This window comes from Pacificoceanicola niger, assembly GCF_048553275.1.
In the GTDB taxonomy this organism is placed as follows: domain Bacteria; phylum Pseudomonadota; class Alphaproteobacteria; order Rhodobacterales; family Rhodobacteraceae; genus Pacificoceanicola.
Genome location: NZ_JBLZMW010000011.1, coordinates 65,548 through 84,418, shown reverse-complemented (window position 1 = coordinate 84,418; position 18,871 = coordinate 65,548). Strand labels below are relative to the sequence as shown.

13 protein-coding genes and 1 tRNA gene are annotated in these 18,871 nt (G+C 64.6%); 12 read left to right on the top strand and 2 right to left on the bottom strand.

Going from position 1 to position 18,871, the window contains the following annotated elements; translation table 11 throughout:
- Positions 1-21: 21 nt before the first annotated feature.
- Both ACN2XU_RS14700 and ACN2XU_RS14695 read right to left on the bottom strand, forming a co-directional pair.
- Entirely contained in the window at positions 22-771 is a 750-nt protein-coding gene (locus ACN2XU_RS14700) for a hypothetical protein (RefSeq protein ID WP_419411209.1), read from the bottom strand.
- Between the two features lie 119 nt (positions 772-890).
- The gene (locus ACN2XU_RS14695; RefSeq protein WP_419411208.1) at positions 891-1,619 is read right to left on the bottom strand and encodes a hypothetical protein; all 729 of its coding nucleotides are present in this window, start codon (positions 1,617-1,619) and stop codon (positions 891-893) included.
- A gap of 551 nt (positions 1,620-2,170) precedes the next feature.
- Here ACN2XU_RS14695 and ACN2XU_RS14690 point away from each other — a divergent pair.
- The 12 genes from ACN2XU_RS14690 (at position 2,171) to ACN2XU_RS14635 (ending at position 18,575) form a co-directional block, all read left to right on the top strand.
- The gene (locus ACN2XU_RS14690; RefSeq protein WP_419411207.1) at positions 2,171-4,228 is read left to right on the top strand and encodes a DEAD/DEAH box helicase; all 2,058 of its coding nucleotides are present in this window, start codon (positions 2,171-2,173) and stop codon (positions 4,226-4,228) included.
- A gap of 97 nt (positions 4,229-4,325) precedes the next feature.
- Positions 4,326-4,401, top strand: a tRNA-Thr gene (locus ACN2XU_RS14685).
- A 262-nt stretch (positions 4,402-4,663) separates the two neighbouring features.
- Positions 4,664-6,457 (top strand): gamma-glutamyltransferase, encoded by a 1,794-nt coding sequence (gene ggt, locus ACN2XU_RS14680; protein ID WP_419411206.1) that lies wholly within the window; start codon positions 4,664-4,666, stop codon positions 6,455-6,457.
- 389 nt (positions 6,458-6,846) lie between these two features.
- On the top strand, positions 6,847-8,238 hold the full coding sequence (locus ACN2XU_RS14675) for a serine/threonine-protein kinase (RefSeq protein WP_419411205.1): 1,392 nt from the start codon (positions 6,847-6,849) through the stop codon (positions 8,236-8,238).
- Positions 8,239-8,240: 2 nt separating this feature from the next.
- Positions 8,241-9,248: an FHA domain-containing protein gene (locus tag ACN2XU_RS14670; protein ID WP_419411204.1), complete on the top strand. Its 1,008-nt coding sequence runs from the start codon at positions 8,241-8,243 to the stop codon at positions 9,246-9,248.
- A complete protein-coding gene (locus ACN2XU_RS14665; protein ID WP_419411203.1) occupies positions 9,241-10,149 on the top strand; it encodes a PP2C family protein-serine/threonine phosphatase in 909 nt (302 codons plus the stop codon). The genes ACN2XU_RS14670 and ACN2XU_RS14665 overlap by 8 nt, the downstream gene beginning before the upstream one ends.
- On the top strand, positions 10,146-11,315 hold the full coding sequence (locus ACN2XU_RS14660; protein ID WP_419411202.1) for a hypothetical protein: 1,170 nt from the start codon (positions 10,146-10,148) through the stop codon (positions 11,313-11,315). The genes ACN2XU_RS14665 and ACN2XU_RS14660 overlap by 4 nt, the downstream gene beginning before the upstream one ends.
- Positions 11,316-11,359: 44 nt before the next feature.
- Positions 11,360-13,393, top strand: coding sequence for a dynamin family protein (locus ACN2XU_RS14655; protein ID WP_419411201.1), 2,034 nt, complete (start codon positions 11,360-11,362; stop codon positions 13,391-13,393).
- Positions 13,390-14,280 carry a dynamin family protein gene (locus tag ACN2XU_RS14650; protein ID WP_419411200.1) on the top strand — a complete coding sequence of 297 codons (891 nt, stop codon included), beginning with the start codon at positions 13,390-13,392 and terminating at the stop codon, positions 14,278-14,280. Before ACN2XU_RS14655 ends, ACN2XU_RS14650 begins: the two co-directional genes overlap by 4 nt.
- 69 nt (positions 14,281-14,349) lie before the next feature.
- Positions 14,350-14,727 (top strand): hypothetical protein, encoded by a 378-nt coding sequence (locus tag ACN2XU_RS14645; RefSeq protein ID WP_419411199.1) that lies wholly within the window; start codon positions 14,350-14,352, stop codon positions 14,725-14,727.
- Positions 14,724-15,515: a hypothetical protein gene (locus tag ACN2XU_RS14640; protein ID WP_419411198.1), complete on the top strand. Its 792-nt coding sequence runs from the start codon at positions 14,724-14,726 to the stop codon at positions 15,513-15,515. Before ACN2XU_RS14645 ends, ACN2XU_RS14640 begins: the two co-directional genes overlap by 4 nt.
- A gap of 75 nt (positions 15,516-15,590) precedes the next feature.
- Positions 15,591-18,575: a hypothetical protein gene (locus ACN2XU_RS14635; RefSeq protein WP_419411197.1), complete on the top strand. Its 2,985-nt coding sequence runs from the start codon at positions 15,591-15,593 to the stop codon at positions 18,573-18,575.
- Positions 18,576-18,871 lie beyond the last annotated feature (296 nt).

The window sequence follows — 18,871 nt, the reverse complement described above, 5'->3', positions numbered from 1 at the left end:
ATTGCGGCACCGGCAAGGTGTCTAGTCCGGCGCCCCCCTGAACAGGCGCGACAGCCCCTGCGCGCTCGTGGCGACAAGGGACCGGATGAACGACAGGCTCTGAAGCGCGATTTTCGCATCGCTCGAATTCTGGGTGCTGTCCGCCGAAATCCAGACCCAGCGCGTGCCGTTGCCCTTGACCCGATCGTCCGTAAAGGTCGACTGGCCGCTCGTCTCAAGCTGAACGACGTTCTTCGACTTGGCCGTCTTGCCGAATTTGCTCAGCTGGCCGTCATAGAGCGGCGTCGGGCCCGAACGGTTGACCCGCACCACCGCCGCCTCCCGGCGCATCTGAACGCTGATGAACTGGGTCGAGAGGTTCTGTACCGTCAGCGCGGACCACCCTTCGGGCGGCACGGCGCAATAGCGTGTGAACTTTGGAAAACTGTGGAACTGCCCGTCCGCTGGCAGCGTCTCGGCGGTTATTCCATTGGTATTGGCGGGCATCGACACGCTGACCATCAGCGCCTCGACCGTTGCCGTGCTTCCGACGCCGATCGAGAGGGTCAAAAACTCCGTATCCTCTCCGGACACGAAGATCATGCCCGCGGGCCCCTGATCGTTGGTGGTGGATTGCAGCGTGACCCGTCCGGGGGGCACATCGTTGCTCCAGACCACGGTCACATCCACGCTCTGGGCATGGGGCGACGTATTGTAGAGCAAGGCGACATACAATTCTCCCTTGGTCAGGGCGGCACAGCGCGCGGATGTGCCACCCTTGATCGTGATCAATCGTCCATCGTTCCAGTCAATCGCCGAGGTATTCTCCTCCGGTTTCGCGCCGGTGCCGGACTGCGGGATTCGCGCTCCGGCACCGGCTTTGACGCCGGATCTGACGCAGATGCGTCAGGTCAGATCGACTGCAGCGAAATCGTTGCTTCGGACGAATCCTGTTCACTGTCAGCGTTCATCCAGACATATTGGAAACCGCCGCCCGAAATCGTGTTCATCACACTCCGGGACGATGTCAGATGCGGCGTGACCACGCCCGGCTCTGCCGCGGCGCCGACGCTGACCACCTGCCCGTCGAGCAGGCCATTCGGCGTCTCCCCGACGACATAGACAACGGCCTTCGACGACGTGAACTGCACCGAGATGAATTGCGTGATCGTGCTGACGATGGTCAGCTGATGCCAGCTGGAGGCAGGAACAGACCAATAGCGGCGATACTTGTTGAACTCATGCTGTGCGCCATCGGCGGGCAGCTGTTCATTGGTGAGCCCGGTGGTGTCGGTGGGCATGGAAACGCTGCCAAGCCAGATCTCGACCTGCGCCATCCCCGAATTGGACGGCATGGAAACACTCACCGTCTGCGTGTCGGACCCGGACACAAACGCAAGAGAGGCAAGGCCGGCATTCGCCGTCGTACCCGGTATCGTCACCTGCTTCGGCGGCTCTTTGTTGGACCAGTTCACGAAAAGAGTCGCATTGGTGTCATGCTGCGCCGAATTGTACACGAACACAGCGTAAAGCTGACCGGGATTCAGCGTTGTACAGGTCGCGGTTTCCCCGGCCCTCAAAGTGATCCGTTTGCCCCCGTTCCAATTGAGTGCGCCTTCCGGCAGAGCGAGAAAAGCCATGGTAATAAACCCCTGTTATCCAGTGATGACCGATGTTGCAGAGCCGCTCTTTTGCGACGGCCTGAATGATCGAGGTAAACCATAGGTAGAGAAACCAAATTCGGGCAAGGAAACTTTTCCGAAAAAAACGCTTGCTTGCTGTGACGTGTGCGGACGTTACGTAAACACAATTAATACATGTATTGCGCGGCGGCGAAGTAACCGATTGGAAACCATCGCGAACAAGACACCGCCATGGCACGACGTCAGCGGGCAACTGATTCGAAATCCGGACAAAAGAAATTTTCGCAATCCGTCGCGATTTCCCGACATCTCCCCGAATTCTCCCGATGCCGAAGCCGTGACAGACTCAAAATTCAATGATTTTAGTGTGATACAGATCACATCCCTCCCCTCACAGACCGAATCCCAAAGGCCAAACCACGCACGATTCGCCCACGATTCCCTCCCTGTCGGCTCCCGCAGATAACGAATGGATGGACTTCACGGCGGCTTTCGGGTATCGCAGGCCTCTTGCCCTTCCCGGCCTCCCTACCCCGGACATTCCACCGATGATCTCGACCCTATCCGATGCCCTCGCCGAGCGAGGTTTTGACCAGTTGACCGACGTGCAGGTTGCCGTCACCGAAGACAATCTGAGCGGGTCCGACCTGCTTGTCTCGGCACAAACCGGATCGGGCAAGACCGTCGGCTTTGGCCTTGCTATTGCGCCCACGCTCATGGGCGAGGATGCCCGGTTCGGGCCGCCCGCGACGCCGCTTGCCTTGATCGTCGCGCCGACCCGCGAACTGGCCATGCAGGTCAAGCGCGAGCTCGATTGGCTCTATGGCAAGGCCGGTGGACGCATCACCTCCTGTATCGGCGGCATGGACGCCCGCGACGAACGCCGCGCGCTTGAGCGCGGTGCACATGTGGTTGTCGGCACGCCCGGCCGTCTGCGCGATCACATCACGCGCGGCGCGCTCGACCTGACCGACATTCGTGCCGTGGTGCTCGACGAAGCAGACGAGATGCTCGATCTCGGGTTTCGCGAAGATCTGGAATTCATGCTCGGCGAGGCGCCGGAAGACCGCCGCACCCTGATGTTCTCCGCCACGGTCTCTCCCTCCATCGCCAAGCTTGCCGAGCAGTACCAGCGCGACGCGGTCCGCATCTCGACGATCTCCGGAAAATCCCAGCACGCGGACATTTCCTACAAGGCGGTTCAGGTCACGCAGCGTGACACCGAGAACGCCATCATCAATCTGCTGCGCTTTCACGATGCCCCCACCGCCATCGTCTTTGCCAACACACGCGCCGCCGTTGCACGCCTGACCGCGCGCTTTGCCAACCGGGGTTTCTCGGTTGTGAGCCTCTCCGGCGAGCTGTCGCAGGACGAGCGCAGCCATGCGCTTCAGGCTCTGCGGGACGGGCGCGCCAAGGTCTGCGTGGCGACCGATGTCGCCGCGCGCGGCATCGATCTGCCGAACCTCGATCTGGTGATCCATGCGGATCTGCCCACCAACACCGAAGCCCTGCTGCACCGGTCCGGCCGCACCGGACGCGCCGGGCGCAAAGGCATGTCGGCGCTGATCGTGCCGGACAAGGTCTCCAAGAAGGCCGCCCGTCTGCTCAAATGGGCCAAGATCGAAGCCGAATGGATCCACGCGCCAAGCGCCGAGGAAATCCTCGCCTCCGACGAGGCACGCCTGCTGTCCGATGAGACCTGGGACGCGGAGATCAGCGACAACGACAAGGCCTTCGCCGCCAAACTGCTCGAAGAGCATGGACCCGAAAAGGTCGCTGCCGCCTGCCTGCGCCTGTTCCGGGCCGGCCTGTCCGCACCTGAAGAGCTGAACAAGCCGGGCGAGCGCCCGGTGCGCGAACCCCGCGCCGCGTTCGGCCCCTCCGCCTGGTTCTCGCTCAGCGTTGGCCGCGACAAGAATGCCGAAGCCCGCTGGCTTCTGCCCCTGCTGTGCCGGGTCGGAAATCTCGACAAGGACCACATCGGACGCATCCGCGTTCAGGAGAGCGAAACGCTGGTCGAGATTGCCGAAACCGCCGCGCCGGGGCTGCAGGCACAGCTCGGCAGTGACGGTTTGCTTGAAAATGAAGTGTTCGCGACCCGCCTGAACGGCGAGCCCGAGGGCATCAACGCCCCGGCGCCCCGGCGCCCTTCGGGCAAGCCGCCCGCGCGCAGAACCCCGGAGCGCGGCCCGCGACCCGACCGCCCCGCCCCCGCGCCTGCCCGGGCGACGACCGACGAGGCCCCCGCGCCGCGCAAAAGCGCCCCGCCGAGAGACGAGGCACCGCGAGAGGACAGCGCGCCGCGCGCCAAACCAAAAAGCAAGCCATTCGACAAATCCGGTCCCAAACCGGCCGGAAAATTTGGCGGCAAACCTGCGGGCAAACCCGCCGGAAAGCCCGGCGCGAGACCAGCGGGCAAGCCGGGCGCAAAGCCGTTCGGAAAACCCAAAGGCAAGACGTTTGGCTCCGGCCCCGGCAAGTCGCCGGACGGCAAGCCCCGCGGCACTGGAAAACCTGCGCACAACAGCGATCCAAGCAAACGCGCCACCAAACCGACGAACCGCGGCGGCGACGCGCCACTGCGCCGCAAGCCAAAGTCCTGAACACGCGAAAATCCTTGCGATAACCCTATTGTCCTTCGAATTAGCCTCGGTTAAACGAGGCTTGTTCAGACGGTTTCGAAACACAAACCGTCCAGGCGCCCCTATAGCTCAGCTGGTAGAGCAACTGATTTGTAATCAGTAGGTCCGCGGTTCGAGTCCGTGTGGGGGCACCATTTTCTGCAGAATAGTTTATCACGATCAGCGCGGTGGGCGATGCGCAGGCTGCTTGTCCCCCTTTCGTCCCGCTTTGACGACATGCAGCGCAACGCTGCGGCCTGCGTCGATGAACGCCGGCCTGTTGTGACGGCGGTTACATTCAGGCGGCGCATACACGCAGCCTGCCACACAGCGTAAATACATCTTATGCGTGTTCACCGTTGCATTCTGCGGTCACTGCGTCAGAGTTGGCGGTGCGCAGCCAATGAGGATACTCACATGATACGCACCCTGCTTTCGTCGGTGGCACTCACCGCGTTCTTCCTGACACCATCCATCGCACAACAGGCCGCAGATGCCGTTGCCCCGGAAACGAGCAGCGACCTGTCCGCGTTCGACACCCTGTCGGACGCTGCACAGGCGGCGCTGGCGACGAAGGAGGCCGGGAGCCCCACCACAGCGCAGACCTGGATGGTTGCTGCGGCCAATCCCCTCGCCGTCGAAGCCGGGGCAGCGGTGTTGCGCGAAGGTGGCACCGCGGCCGACGCCATGGTCGCGGTACAGGCCGTTCTGGGGCTGGTGGAGCCGCAATCCTCCGGGCTCGGCGGCGGGGCGTTTCTGGTGTGGTACGATGCGACGTCCGGAGAGGTCACGACGCTCGACGGGCGCGAAACCGCGCCCTTGGAGGCGACACCGACGCTGTTTCAGTCGGACGATGGCGAACCTTTGGGTTTTTGGGATGCGGTCGTCGGAGGCCGGTCGGTCGGAACCCCGGGGACGCCCATGCTGATGGAAGAGGCCCACGCGCGTTGGGGCCGCGCGGATTGGGCCGGTCTGTTCGGTCCGGCGATTTCCCTGGCGGAGGACGGCTTTACCGTATCCGGACGCCTGGCCGGTGCCATCGAGGGCGGGGCCGAAAGGTTGCAACGGTTTTCCAGAACCGCCGATTATTTCTTTCCCGATGGCGAGGCGCTGCAGGCCGGTGATACGCTGATCAATGCAGAGTATGCCAACACGCTCCGCCTGATTGCCGCCCATGGCAGCGATGCCTTCTATACCGGCCCGATTGCGGACGATATCGTCGCAACGGTGCGCACGGCGGCGGGCAATCCCGGTGTCCTCAGCGCCACGGATCTGGCCATCTACGAAGTGATTGAACGCGAACCGGTCTGCGTGCCTTACCGCACGAGCGAGGTCTGCGGCATGGGGCCGCCCTCCTCCGGCGCGCTGACCGTTGGTCAGATCCTCGGCATGCTGGATCGCTACGATCTGGCCGCCATGGGCCCGGACAGTGCCGAGGCCTGGCGCTTGATCGGGGATGCCTCGCGGTTGGCTTTTGCGGATCGTGGCCGTTACATGGCCGACAGCGATTTCGTGCCAATGCCGACCAAGGGCCTGACCGCATTGGCCTATCTCGATGAGCGCGCGGCGCTCCTGGGCGGCGATGCGGCCCTGACGGAGGTTTCTGCCGGATCGCCCGAATGGGATCACGCCATGCTTTGGGCCGATGACGAGGCGATCGAATTTCCGTCCACCTCGCATATCTCGATTGTCGATCAATACGGCAATGCGCTGTCGATGACGACAACCATCGAGAACGGCTTTGGCTCGCGTCTCATGGTGCGCGGCTTCCTGCTGAACAATGAGCTGACCGATTTTTCCTTCCGCACGCACAGCGACGGACTCCCCATCGCGAACCGCCTTGAGCCGGGCAAGCGGCCCCGGTCCTCGATGTCCCCGACCATCGTCATGACGGACGGCAAGCCCAGCCTTGTGATCGGATCGCCGGGCGGCAGCCGGATCATCGGCTATGTGGCACAGGCCATCGTCGCCAACATGGATTGGGGTATGGACGTGCAGCAAGCCGTGGCGATGCCCCATTTGGTCAACCGGTTTGGAACCTACGACCTTGAAGCGGGCACCGACGCCGCCGGGTTCGAAGGCGCTTTGACCGACCTGGGATTTGAGGTCAACGTGCGGGATCTGAACTCCGGCCTGCATGCCATCGCCGTGTCGGACACGCTCAGCGGCGGCGCCGATCCCAGACGCGAAGGCATCGCCTTGGGAGAATAAGCGCGCAGCCCCTGACCCGCGCGCGGCCACAGGCCAATAACACATGACACTTGGGCCGGACCGTGACAGACCACGATCCGGCCTTTTTCTTTCACAGCGACACCGGCGCAGATCAGCACGGCCCGCATCGCACGGCTGGCGTGACGCGGGGGGCCGGTGCGCCTTGTGCGGGCGACGCCGGTCGAACCGGCCCCTTCCCGGTGTCGAGACGATTTTCATGAAATTCAAATGTGTCGCATTTTAGCGTTTAGTCGGCTGGTCGCCAGCGCTCCGACACCTTTCCGCCCAATTGGGTGGCTCTTTTGGACAGTGATCCGCGGCGCGCCGGAACAGTTCCCTTGCGCACCGCTCCAATCCAGACAGACCGGTCCAAAGGAGGCTGTGAAATCATGGAAACCACGTCGCCCTCCCCGCCGGACGCCGCTGCGCCGTTCGGCGACGAACTGCCGGAAGGCACGGTCCTCTGTCAGGGCCAGTACACCATCGTGCGCTATCTCAATTCCGGCGGTTTTGGCGTTACCTATCTTGCGCATGACAGCCTCGGCCGCAAAGTGGTCATCAAGGAATGCTATCCCGGCGCGATGTGTTGCCGGACGCAGGGCACCGTGCGGCTGCGCTCTCTGTCCAACGAGACGGATTTCGACAGGGTGGTGTCGCTGTTCGAGCGCGAGGCGCGCGCGCTGGCACAGCTCGAACACCCCAACATCGTTGGCGTCCACCAGATATTCAAGGACAACGGCACCGCCTATATGGCGATGGATTTCATCGACGGCCCTGACCTGTTCGATCTGCTGGAGACGCAGCCGGGCCTGTTCGAGCCCTCCGAAGTCACCCGGATCGTCAAGCATCTCCTGAACGCGCTGGCCTATGTGCACGACAACGGCATGCTGCACCGGGACATTTCGCCGGACAATATCCTGCTGGCGCCCGGCGGCCTGCCGGTTCTCATTGATTTCGGCGCCGCGCGCGAGGATGCCGCAAGGGCAACCCGCATGCTGTCGCGCATCCATACGGTCAAGGACGGCTATTCCCCGCAGGAATTCTACCTCGCGGGCAGCTCGCAGGAAAAGTCCAGCGACCTCTACGCCTTGGCGGCGACGGTTCACCACCTGATCGTGGGACGACCGCCCCCGAACAGCAATATCCGCCTCGCCGCCGTCGCGCAGAAAATGCCGGACCCCTACGTTTCACTGGCCGGGAAAATTCCGGGCTATGACTACGCGTTTCTGGCCGCTGTTGACACCTGCCTCAGCCTCTTTGCCAAGGACCGGCTGAGCACGGCGCATGACTGGATCGACCTTCTGTCGGGCTTTGGCGGGACCAGACACCTGGTCTCGACCCATGAGCCGAGCGCCCCGCCCCAGCGCAACGAAGGTCCGTTGCTCAGCGATGACATGCAGCGGCGCATTTCCGAGCTGGTAACCGAGACCGCCTGTGTCCTCGAAGAGGACGACGCGCCGCTGACGCCCCGCGCCCGGACGCTGATCCTCGATACACCCGATCCGCTGGAACAGCAGCGGGCCGAGGAACGCGCCTATTGGGCCAGCGTCAACCGCGAGCTTGAAGAATGCCGGGTCGAGATCGAACGCGAACAGGCCCTGCAACAGCGTCGCGAAGCCGAGGAAGCCCGCGCCCGCGCCGAAGCAGAGGCGGCCGCACAGGCTGCCGCGCTCGCGGAGCAGGCCGGTAGACCGTCGCGGTTTGGCCTTTGGGTCCGTGGCCTGTTCCAGACCAACAAGACCGACGCGACGAAAACAGTGCTGCAGCCAGTGAAGGAATAAGCATGTCGAGCTTTCGCAACATCATCGCACGACGCAGGCCTTCGGGCACGGTGGAGCCCTCCCTCAGCGTCTCCCCTGATGACACCCAGGACGAGACCGCAATGATGACATCCCTGCTTGATGACATCGACCCGTCCAGCGCGCCGAGCCCTGCCAAAAGGCCGCCAGCGCCGCCGGAGGTGCCGCGCTGGGAGCTTGAAAGACCGCGCAAGACAATGGGCGAAGAGCTGCTTGGCCTCGCCATGGACCAGGACGACGCCGACGAGGACGACCTTTTCGCATCTCTCCCGGACGAGCTGACCGCTCCCCCGGTGTCAGCGCCGATGGCGCAGGCGCCCGCGCCAGCAACCCCCGCGCCTTCAGCACCGGAACCCGCCGCGCCGGGGGCCGCCCGCCGCAGGATCTGGGACATTGAACCGGACACCGCCGCAGCGGAGCCTCCCGCCGCGCCCGCCATCCCGCCCCGCGCCGCCGAGCCTGCGCCGCAGGCCCCGCTGCAGCCTGCCCCACCGCGCCAGCCCGCAGCCCCCGCCCCGGCGCGCGCCGGACGGGTCAAAACGCGCCTGCTCGGGTTTCACAACGATGACAGCGCCGTCGATGCCTTTGCCGCCGACAAGGCAATCACCGCGCCGCAGTCCGTTCAATGCCCGGTGGGTTGGATCGTGATCGTGGACGGCCCCGGACGGGGGGCCTCCTTTGCGCTGGGACAAGGGCTGTCGACCATCGGTCGCGGCACGGATCAGACCATTGCGCTCGACTTCGGCGATGATTCCATCTCGCGCGACAACCACGCCTCAATCGCCTACGACGAAGAGGAGAACACCGTTCTGATCGGGCATGGCGGCAAGTCAAATCTCGTGCGCCTGAACGGCAAGCCGCTGGTGTCCTCCGCAGAAATGCAGGACGGCGATCAGGTGCGCATCGGCAAGACAACCCTGCGCTTCGTGGCCCTGTGCGGCCCGGATTTCCGCTGGACGCGGACTGCCGAAGGTGCGGCGGGCCATGACTGAGCCGATTGCCGATGTTGCCACGGCGATCGCGCTCGGCCAGCGCCAGCGGCAAGAGGATGCGGTCATCGCGAATTTTGCCAACGGCGCCGACAGCGGCTTTGCCGTGCTCTCCGATGGCATGGGGGGCCATGATGACGGCGACCTGGCCGCGCGCATCATCGTCTCCGAGGTCTTTGGCGCATTCAACATCGCCAGCCGAACCGCCAGCAAGGATCAGGCAACGCTCCGCGAGCGCCTGCGACAGGCCATCCTGATCGCCAACCAGAGCCTGCGCGATCAGGTCGATGCCGGTGTGGGACAGGAAGGCATGGGCGGCACCGTCATCACGGCATTCATCCGCGACGACACCATGAGCTGGATTTCCATAGGCGACTCCGCGCTCTACCTGTTTCGCGAAGACCAGTTGCAGCGCCTCAACGAAGTGCATTCGCTCGCCCCGCAGATCGACCTGCTGCTGGAACAGGGGGCCATCGACGAGGAAACCGCCCGCAACCATCCCCAGCGCAGCTGCCTGACCTCCGCCCTCGTCGGCGCCGCGATCAACCTGATCGACTGCCCCGCCGATCCGCTGCCGCTGTTGCCCGGCGATATCATCGTCATGGCTAGCGACGGGCTGGAAGTGCTGCGCGAGCATCGCATTCGGGAAATCCTGTCCCACCACCGGCATGCCTCCAGCCAGCAGATCGCCCGTGCGCTCATGGAAGCTGTTGCCGAGGCGGACTCGCCAGAACAGGACAATACTTCGGTGATCGTGATCAAACCCGCGTTCGCGGACATGGAGCACACAGCCACCCGGTCCGGGGCCGTGGCCGACCCGAGGTTTCTCGATCCGGTGCGCGGCAGTCTCTTCGATCTGCGTCAGAACATTACAGCCATGCTGACCGGGCGTTCCGCGTTATGAGCCGGACCGCTGACAGTCTGGCGCGTCTGGCGGCCCTGCGGGACCAGCCGGGCCTGTCGTCCCGCGCCATGCAGCGCTGCGAACGGCTGATCGAGCGGCTTTCTGCCCCGGTTCGGCTTGCCGTCTTCGGCCTGCCCGATGCGGGCAAAGCAGCCGTCGCCAACGCCCTGGTCGGGGCAGAGGTTCTGGCGGTGGGTCAGCAAGCCGCGCCTTGCCTTCTGCGCCACGGTACCCGGCCAACCGCCAAGATCACCCGCTTTGACGGGCAGACCATCCTCGGCGCAGCGGATCTGCCCTTTGCCCCGGCTGCGGATGCGGCCCTGGTCGATCTCGCGCTGCCGGTGGAGGCGTTGCGCCGGATGTCGGTGCTGAACGTCGTCGCCGACGCCTCGCCGCAGGATATGGCCGCGGCCCTTCGCTGGGCGGCGGCGCGCTGCGACATCGCGATCTGGTGCTCCCGCGCCTGGACCGTGGAAGAGCAGACCCTCTGGCTCAATGGCCCGGAGGCGCTCAAGGATCACGCGTTGATCGCTGCCACCGATGTGCCTGCCGCCACGGTCATCGGAGATTTGCGCGGCCTTGCGCACAGCTCCTGTCCGCTGGGCCTGTCCGAGGATGGCCGCGCCCTGCGGCCCGAAGCCGCCGAGACGCTGCGCGACCGGATCACGGGGATCATTCAGGACGCCAGCGCCGAGGACCTCGACGCCGCTGATCTGCTCATCGTCAAGTACGGCATAGAGCCGGAACACCCCGCCGCACCGGTCGCTGTGGCGCCCGCCCCCGGCACCGCCCGTCCCGCATCTGCCGCTGTGGCCCGCTCTGCGCCGCTGCCGTCCGCCGAGGGTCAGGCCACGCTGGCGCGGATGTTCCAGACCCTGCGGCAAAGCGCACGGGATCTGCTGTCGGATCTGCAGCGAAACACCATCGCCCCGGAGGATGCCGGTCCTGTGCTGGAGCGGGTTCAGCAAACCTTCGAGACCTGCCTCGACCTTGCCGAGGATGAGCCCGCCTTTGCCGAAAACTGGCCTGCGCTTCACGACACGCTGAACGAGGCCAGCGAGCTGATCGTGCTCCTGGGCCTTGAGACCGAGACCACGCAAGCGGCCGACGCCGCCACCCTGCTCGCACAGGTGCGGCAAGACATGGAATGCGCCCTGGCAGCCTGAAGCCCCCACGGCCGCCCAACACTGAAAACAGGAGACTGATCCCGATGCCGACACCCATGAGCGCCACGCAATTGCTGGAAGGAACCTTCGCCGGGTTTCGCCCGCTGGCGGAGCGGCTTTCGGCGCTGGATGCCCGCCTTCAGGACGCGGCCAGTTCCGAGACCGCCGCCATCGCGGGCCGCGCCCGCCAGTTGCGGCGCAAGATCCGCGACTTTGAGCCGAGCGTCACGATGATTGGCCAGGTCAAGGCGGGCAAGACGACTTTGGTCAACGCCCTGACTGGCTGGCAGGATCTGCTGCCTGCGGATGTGAACCCGTGGACCTCCGTCGTCACAGGGCTGCATTTGCGCACCGGCGAGCGCCGCAGCACCGGCAATGCCCGCTTCAAGTTCTTCACCGAGGACGAGTGGACCCACCTCGTGCAACGCGGCGGACGCATGGGTGAGCTGGCGGGCCGCGCCGGGGCCGACGACGAATTGGAAAAGGTCCGCGCGCAGCTTGAGGCGATGCGGCAGAAATCCCGCGACCGCCTTGGCCAGCGCTTCGAGCTGCTGCTTGGGCAGTCGCACGATTATGACAACTTCGATGCCGGTCTGATCGAACGCTATGTCTGCCTCGGGGATGACTTCTGGGAGGAGGACGCCAGCGACGATCAGAAGGGCCGCTTCGCGGATATCACCCGCACCGCCGATCTGTGGTTCACGCAGCCCGAGCTGCCGGTCAACCTGTGCATCCGCGACACGCCCGGCGTCAACGACACCTTCATGATCCGCGAGCAGATCACCATCAATGCCCTGCGCGGCAGCCGCCTGTGCGTGATGGTTCTGGCCGCGACGCAGGCGCTGACCTCTGTCGATCTTGCGCTCATCCGGATGATCTCCAACGTCGCCTCCCGCGATGTGATCATTTTCGTCAATCGCATCGACGAGCTGGGTGATCCGGCGCGCGAGGTGCCGGAAATCCGCGCCAGCATCATCGAGACCCTGCGCAAACACGGTGGCCCGACCGAGGCAGAGATCATCTTTGGCTGCGGCCTGTGGGCCGGACAGGCGATGGACGACGGCATCGAGACCCTCGCGCAGGACAGCGCCGAGGCGCTCCTGAGCTGGGCCGAGGCGCATGCCGACCCGGACAACCCCTTCGACAGCCTTGAGGAGATGGTCTGGGACCTGTCCGGGATGCAGGCCCTGGGCAAAGCCATCGCCGGGCGCATAGAAAGCGGCGCCGGGGCGCAATTGCTGCAGGAAATCGAGGTCGAGATCGCCAACCTCGACCAAAGCCGCAAGGCGGCGGCTGTCGTGGCGGGCACGGCAAGCGCCGCGCAGGCTGGCGGGGCCTGCCGGATCGAACCCGCCGCGTTGATCAAGGCGCTCGACGACATCGAATACCGCACCCGTTCGCATCTCGTCTCCGGTCTCATTCCCCTGCAACAGGCGCTCGGAGAGCGTATCGAGAACTCCCGCCGCACCTTCGTCAGCCGCGCCACCGCCGCCGTGCTCGCGCATCTCGAATCCTATGGCGAGCTCGAAGTCTGGACCTATGATCCCTGCGGCCTGCGCGTGCTGCTCCGCTCCAGCTATCAGCGCTATGTGCGCAGTGTGGTCAAACACGCGGAGGAGAGCCTCGCGGCCGGTGCCGCGGAGATCAGCAGCCTGTATCAGGAGGCATTCGATCTTGGCGGGATGCAGACCGACATTGCCTCGCCCCCCCTGCCACAGCCGGAACCGCCTATCGTTCTGGGCCAGACCATTGCGCTCGATCTGCGCGGCACGTGGTGGTCGCGGTTCTGGCGGCGGCGCAAGGGCTATCAGGCCTGCGCGGATGATTTCGCCAGCCTGATCCAGTCCGAAACGCAACCCATCCTCAACCGGCTGATCTCGGAGAATGCCGAACCCTTCGAGCAGAGCATCATCGACACGCTCGGCGGGTTCCTGACAGCGCATCGCAAGATCCTGCTCGACATGGCCGGTGCCGGCACCGCCCCGGCCGACGGCATGGATCCTGCCGCCCAGCAGGCCAATCGTATTCTGTCCCGCCCGGCGCCCGGCGTCGGCTATTCCATGGAGGCTGCCCGATGAGCGCCCAACCTGCCTTGCAAACGACCCCCTCGGCACACCATCCGCGACGTCCGCGCATCGCCCTCATGGGCGAATTCAGCGCCGGCAAGAGCACACTGGCCAACCTGCTGCTCGGACAGAGCGTCTCTCCGGTCAAGGTCACCGCGACACAGTTGCCGCCCGTCTGGTACACGCTCGGCGATCCGGCGGTGCTGCGGATCGACAATTCCGGTGCGGAGTTGCCGATTGCGGCCAATGATCTCGACGCGGTCTCACACAAGGAGACCCAAGCCGTGCGCATCCAGTTGCAGGCCGAGGTGCTGGAGTTCTGCGACGTGATCGACATGCCCGGCACATCGGACCCGAACATGCCGCAGGACATTTGGGAGCGCATGCTGGCGCGTGTTGACGGCGTGATCTGGTGCACCCCCGCGACGCAGGCCTGGCGTCAATCCGAGGCCGCTCTTTGGGAGGGCCTTCCGGCGGCGCTGCACGACAACAGCCTGTTGCTGATCACCCGCATGGACAAGTTGCAGACCGAGAAAGACCGCGACCGCGTTGTCGCCCGTGTCCGCCACGAGACCCACGGCCTTTTCAGCAAGGCGCTGCCGATCTCGCTGCTCGAAGCGCTGGCAGACCCGGAAAACCCGGATACGTTGCAACGCTGCGGTGCGGATCTCTTCGTGGAATCGCTGGTTGAACTTGTCGAAAATCTCGGAACACCGAGCCATGATCGTGGCCCGGTCAGCTTTGCCCCTATCAAGCAAGGCACGGCACCCGTTTCCGCCGCCCAGACCGCGCCGGCCCCTGCTCCGGCGGCGGCCTGCAGCGATGGGGTCGTGCCACGGCGCGTCGTGCCGAAACGCGTCCGGCGTCCACAGCAACCGGGGCCGCAGGCATCAGCCTGATCCTTGCCAGTCTAACGCCATCTTAACCGGTGCCGGGGCAATGATAATCCGGGCAACCCCTGAGGGCTGATGACTGGCGCACCGCTTGCAGAGTTCAGAAGAGGTTTCGCGGGCTGCGAAATCGCCGTCCTTGCGGATGTTTCCGCACGGTCGGTCCTCGCGTGGGACAGCGCCGTCAAATGGCCGCAGGAACATCTGGATGCGCTCTGTACTCTTGCCGCCGAGCTCCTGAGCATTTCCGCCTGCGGGGCTGTACGGGAACCGGAAACCGCTGTCCTTGCCGACCCCATCGGCACGAAGGTCTTTGTCCGGGCCGCGCCCGGATCGCACGAGGTGCTCTGTACCGTTTTTGCCCCGACCGCGGTCTTCGACGGGGTGTTCGACGCCAGCCGCACCTTATGTGCGGCGATGCTCAAGGCCGCCCCGCCGAGACAGGCTGTCCCATGACCGGTCAAGACCCCACCGCCGGGCTGCAGCAGGCCCTGATCCGGGCCGCGGCGCATGGCATCGACGCCGGGCGCGCCCTGACCCTCGACACCGCCAACGATGCGCCGCGTTTCGTGCTGGCGCATATCACGGCGACGGTCTTGCCGCGCCGCCTGACGTTTTCCAGCAACGGGAGCGATTGGCTGACATGTGATGTGAGCGGACGCCGCCTTTTGCGTGTCGGCTTTCTGAAGACCGGACGCGCGCACAGCTTTGACTCGGAGCCGGACTCAGACGAATCTGCGCAGGCCCTGCAAGACCTGATCACGGCGATCACCGAGGCCTGCGCCCCTGCGGACCGGATCTGCGTGCGCAGTGCGCCATTGCCACAGGCGGACCATACGACGCAGACAGGGGTGTCGCCGGACAGACTGGCCAGCTCGTTCGGTGTTCGGTCCGCTCCACAAGCGTCACTGGACACAATGCAAACCTTCGTCGATGCGGCGGGCGGGGCGATCCTCACCGCCGCCTGTCTCGATGGCGAGATGCTCTACGCGCTCAAGGGCGACGACGCCGATATCGACGCCCTCGCCACCACGGCGGAGGACGGCCTGCCCGAAATCGAAGCCCTGCCGCATTGGCCGCTGCCCGGCAGCACACAATCTGCGCTGCTGTTCATTGGTCAGGACGGCGGCTCCCCGGCGACAATGGTCCTGTCAGAGGCGGGGGTGGTGCTGATTGCCCGGGTTGCCCCCGAAGCCCAAAGCGGTCTGACCCGGCTTTGGCATCGCAGGCGAGGCGCAGGCTGACCAAGGGTCAATTTCCTTGCGCCGCGCAATTTCTGCATGCATTCTGACGAAACTATTACCTCAAAGGCTGTTGCCATGCTCCGGATCCGCGCCCTCCTTGCTCTCCTGCTTCTGCCCCTGGCTGCGCCGATGCAGGCGCAGGGCGATCTCTTGCCGCTGCCATCCGAGCTGCCGCTGTTGGACTATCAGGCGGCGCTCTATCCGTTCATTGCACAGCGCGATTTTGCCGCCGAAGGCTGGGTCCGCGACAAAAGCTGGCGCGACACCGGGCCTTTCGTGCTGGAAACGCCCTACGGCGTGCATCCGGCCGTGCGCATTTACTATTCACCGGAGCTGATCACCTGGCTTGAAGGCGGGCGAGCGGGTGCAATCCCGGATGGCGCCATGGCGGTCAAGGAAATGGCCGCGCCTCCGGCGGCGCGCTACAACGAATACCGCGCGGATCTCATGCGCAGGACTCCCGGCGATCCCGCCAAGGTCGAAGCCGAAATGCTGGCCTTCCTGAAGGGCACCGGCGGTCTCAACTGGACCGTGATGGTCAAGGACAGCAGCCTGTCCCACGGCGGCTGGTTCTTTGCCTCTGTCGCGCAGGACGCCCAAATCGACAGCTTCAAACCGCCGTTCAATCCCGCCTCCGGGCAGGCGGCGGATGGCATGTGCATGCGCTGCCACGCCTCTGCGGATGCCGAGCTGATCTTTTCCGATCTCGACAATATCGAGGGCTTTGCCGGGGAGCCGTTGATCTTCCGCGTTGACGAAAGCTGGCGCAATGATCCGATTTTCAAGCCCGGCCCCTTCAACCTGCCGCCCGCCCAGCGTCCCGGCGCGGGGCAGTCCCAGGCAGCCCTGATCGAGGATTACTTTCACGATCAGGACGCTTTGGAGCAATCCAATGCCACGGTCGATGCATCGCCCACGGCCCAGAACCGCGATTTTCTCCGGGCCTTCCCGCCCACGGGCGGCATCGACATCGCCCGGACCGCGCTGCAGACCCTGCCAAGCGAATGGCTCGACCACGTCCCCGCCCGCCCCGATGACACACAGCATTTCCTGACCTCGGACAACTGCCTCGGATGTCACGGCGGGCTTGGCGGGCCGCCCTCCGGCACCACCATGTTCCTGCAGACCGGCCCGGACTATGGACAGGGTTACAATATCTCCGAATATGGCGAATGGCGCTGGTCGCCCATGGGCCTCGCCGGGCGCGATCCGATCTTTTTCGCCCAGCTTGAGAGCGAATTCGCCCTTTTGGAGGCGGCGGGCGCGGGCGATCTGGCGTCCAATCTCGGGACGACATGCCTTTCGTGTCATGGCGCGATGGGCCAGCGTCAGTTGATGATCGACGCCCATGACGGCACCGCCACGGACGTGAATCCGAACAACTTCAAACCGTCTTACACCCTGCTGCACGATCCGCTGACCGAAGAAGAGGTCGCCGCGCAGCAGGCCGATGGCACTTATCCCTATCATGAGTACGGCAACCTCGCGAGGGAGGGAATTTCCTGCACCGTCTGCCATCATATCGCCCCGCCCGAGCAGGCCGACGGCCAACCCGCGCTGAACAAGCTCGACACCTATCTGATGAACGGCACCACCGGTGTGTTCCGCACGACAGATGCCGACATGCTGATTGGCCCGTTTCCGAATGTGCGTCAAAAGCCCATGGAAAACGCCATGGGGATCACCCCGGTGCAGAACGATTATATCAAGGACAGCGAACTCTGCGGCGCCTGCCACACCATCAACCTGCCCAATGTCGATGCGCCGAAGGACGCGCCGCTCGAAGGCTATACCGCCGCCGATCAGGCCGTGTTCAACGATGCGGCAAAGAACGGCGCACGCTTCCTCAAGGAGCAATACGGCGTCACCTTCCCCGACGCGCTGACCGAGTTTCAGCATTCGGTGGAACAGGCGACCTATATCGAATGGGTCAACAGCCTATACAGCGAACCCGGCACCGCGCGATCCTGTCAGGATTGCCACATGAAGTCGGATTTCCAGAGCGCCGACGGCGCCCTCTCGATCCCCGAAATCACCACGCAGATCGCCACCATTCAGGACAGCAACTACCCGGATGTGGCCAACCTGCTGCCACAGGAAGAGGTCGATGTGCCCTTCCGCAGCGGCTATAAGCGGCACAACTTCGTCGGGCTCAATGTCTTCATGGTCGAAATGCTCAGCCAGTTTCGCAACGAAATGGGCCTGAGCGAGACCGACCCGATGACCTACGCCAAGAATGGCGCGCAACTGTCGATCGACACGATGGGTCTGCAGGCCGCGCATGAAACCGCCGATGTCCGGCTATCGCTGGCCGAAGGGTACGGCGGGCTTGTCGCCAAGGTTCGCGTCGCCAACAAGACTGGCCACCGCCTGCCCTCCGGCGTCGGCTTTCGCCGCGCCTTTCTCGAAGTGAAAGCGGTCGATGCGCGTGGAAAGACGGTCTGGTGCTCCGGCTGCACCGATGGTGCGGGCGTGATCGTCGATGGCCACAAACAGCCGCTCGACACCGAATTTCTCGATGTGGTGCCACCCGGCGAAACCATCGCGCTCTACCAGCCCCATCACCAGATCATCACCGACCAGTCGCAGGTACAGATCTATGAAGAGTTGACGCAAAACGCGGAGCGGGACTTTACCACGAGCTTTGTCCACCGGGTCTATCATCCCAAGGACAATCGCCTGACGCCGCTGGGGGCGCTGAAACCCGGAACCCCGGAATTCACCCGGAAATTCGGCGACAGCGAGATCACCACCGCCTTCATGAAAGCCACGCTGCCGGAGGGAAAGGCCGCCGCCGATCGCGACTTCCTGCCCGGGATGGACAGCCTTGAGTATCGCATGACCCTGCCCGCGGGCACCGACCCCTCACAGATGACCGTCACGGCCACGCTCTATTCCCAGGCGATCCCGCCCTATTACCTCAAGCAACGGTTCGAGACCGCACCGGATGGTCTGGCGACGCAGCGGCTGTATTACCTCGCCAGCCGCCTGGAGACGAAGGGCACCTTGATCGAGGACTGGAAGCTCGCGACCGCTTCGGCCAGTGCGGCGTTGCAATAGAGCGCGCGCCCTGCGCCATCGCCCGCCACGGCAGGATCTGCCGGGCGGGTCTTGCGTGTGATGATGTGAAGTCCTGAAAAGGGCGGCCGCCAGATACGGATCAGCATGGCCGGGCGTGTCAGGCCCGGCGTATTCGCCTGTACAGATCGAACATCCCCGAGGGGCTGTGCGCCATGGCTTTGTCAGAGCCGCCGCGCCTCAATCCGGTTTTTTCGGTTGGTACCGGGGACGACAATCCGCCGGGCGCGTTAAGAAACCCTTGGGGCACCGTGCGCAAGGCCGTGAGGTTCGAGACC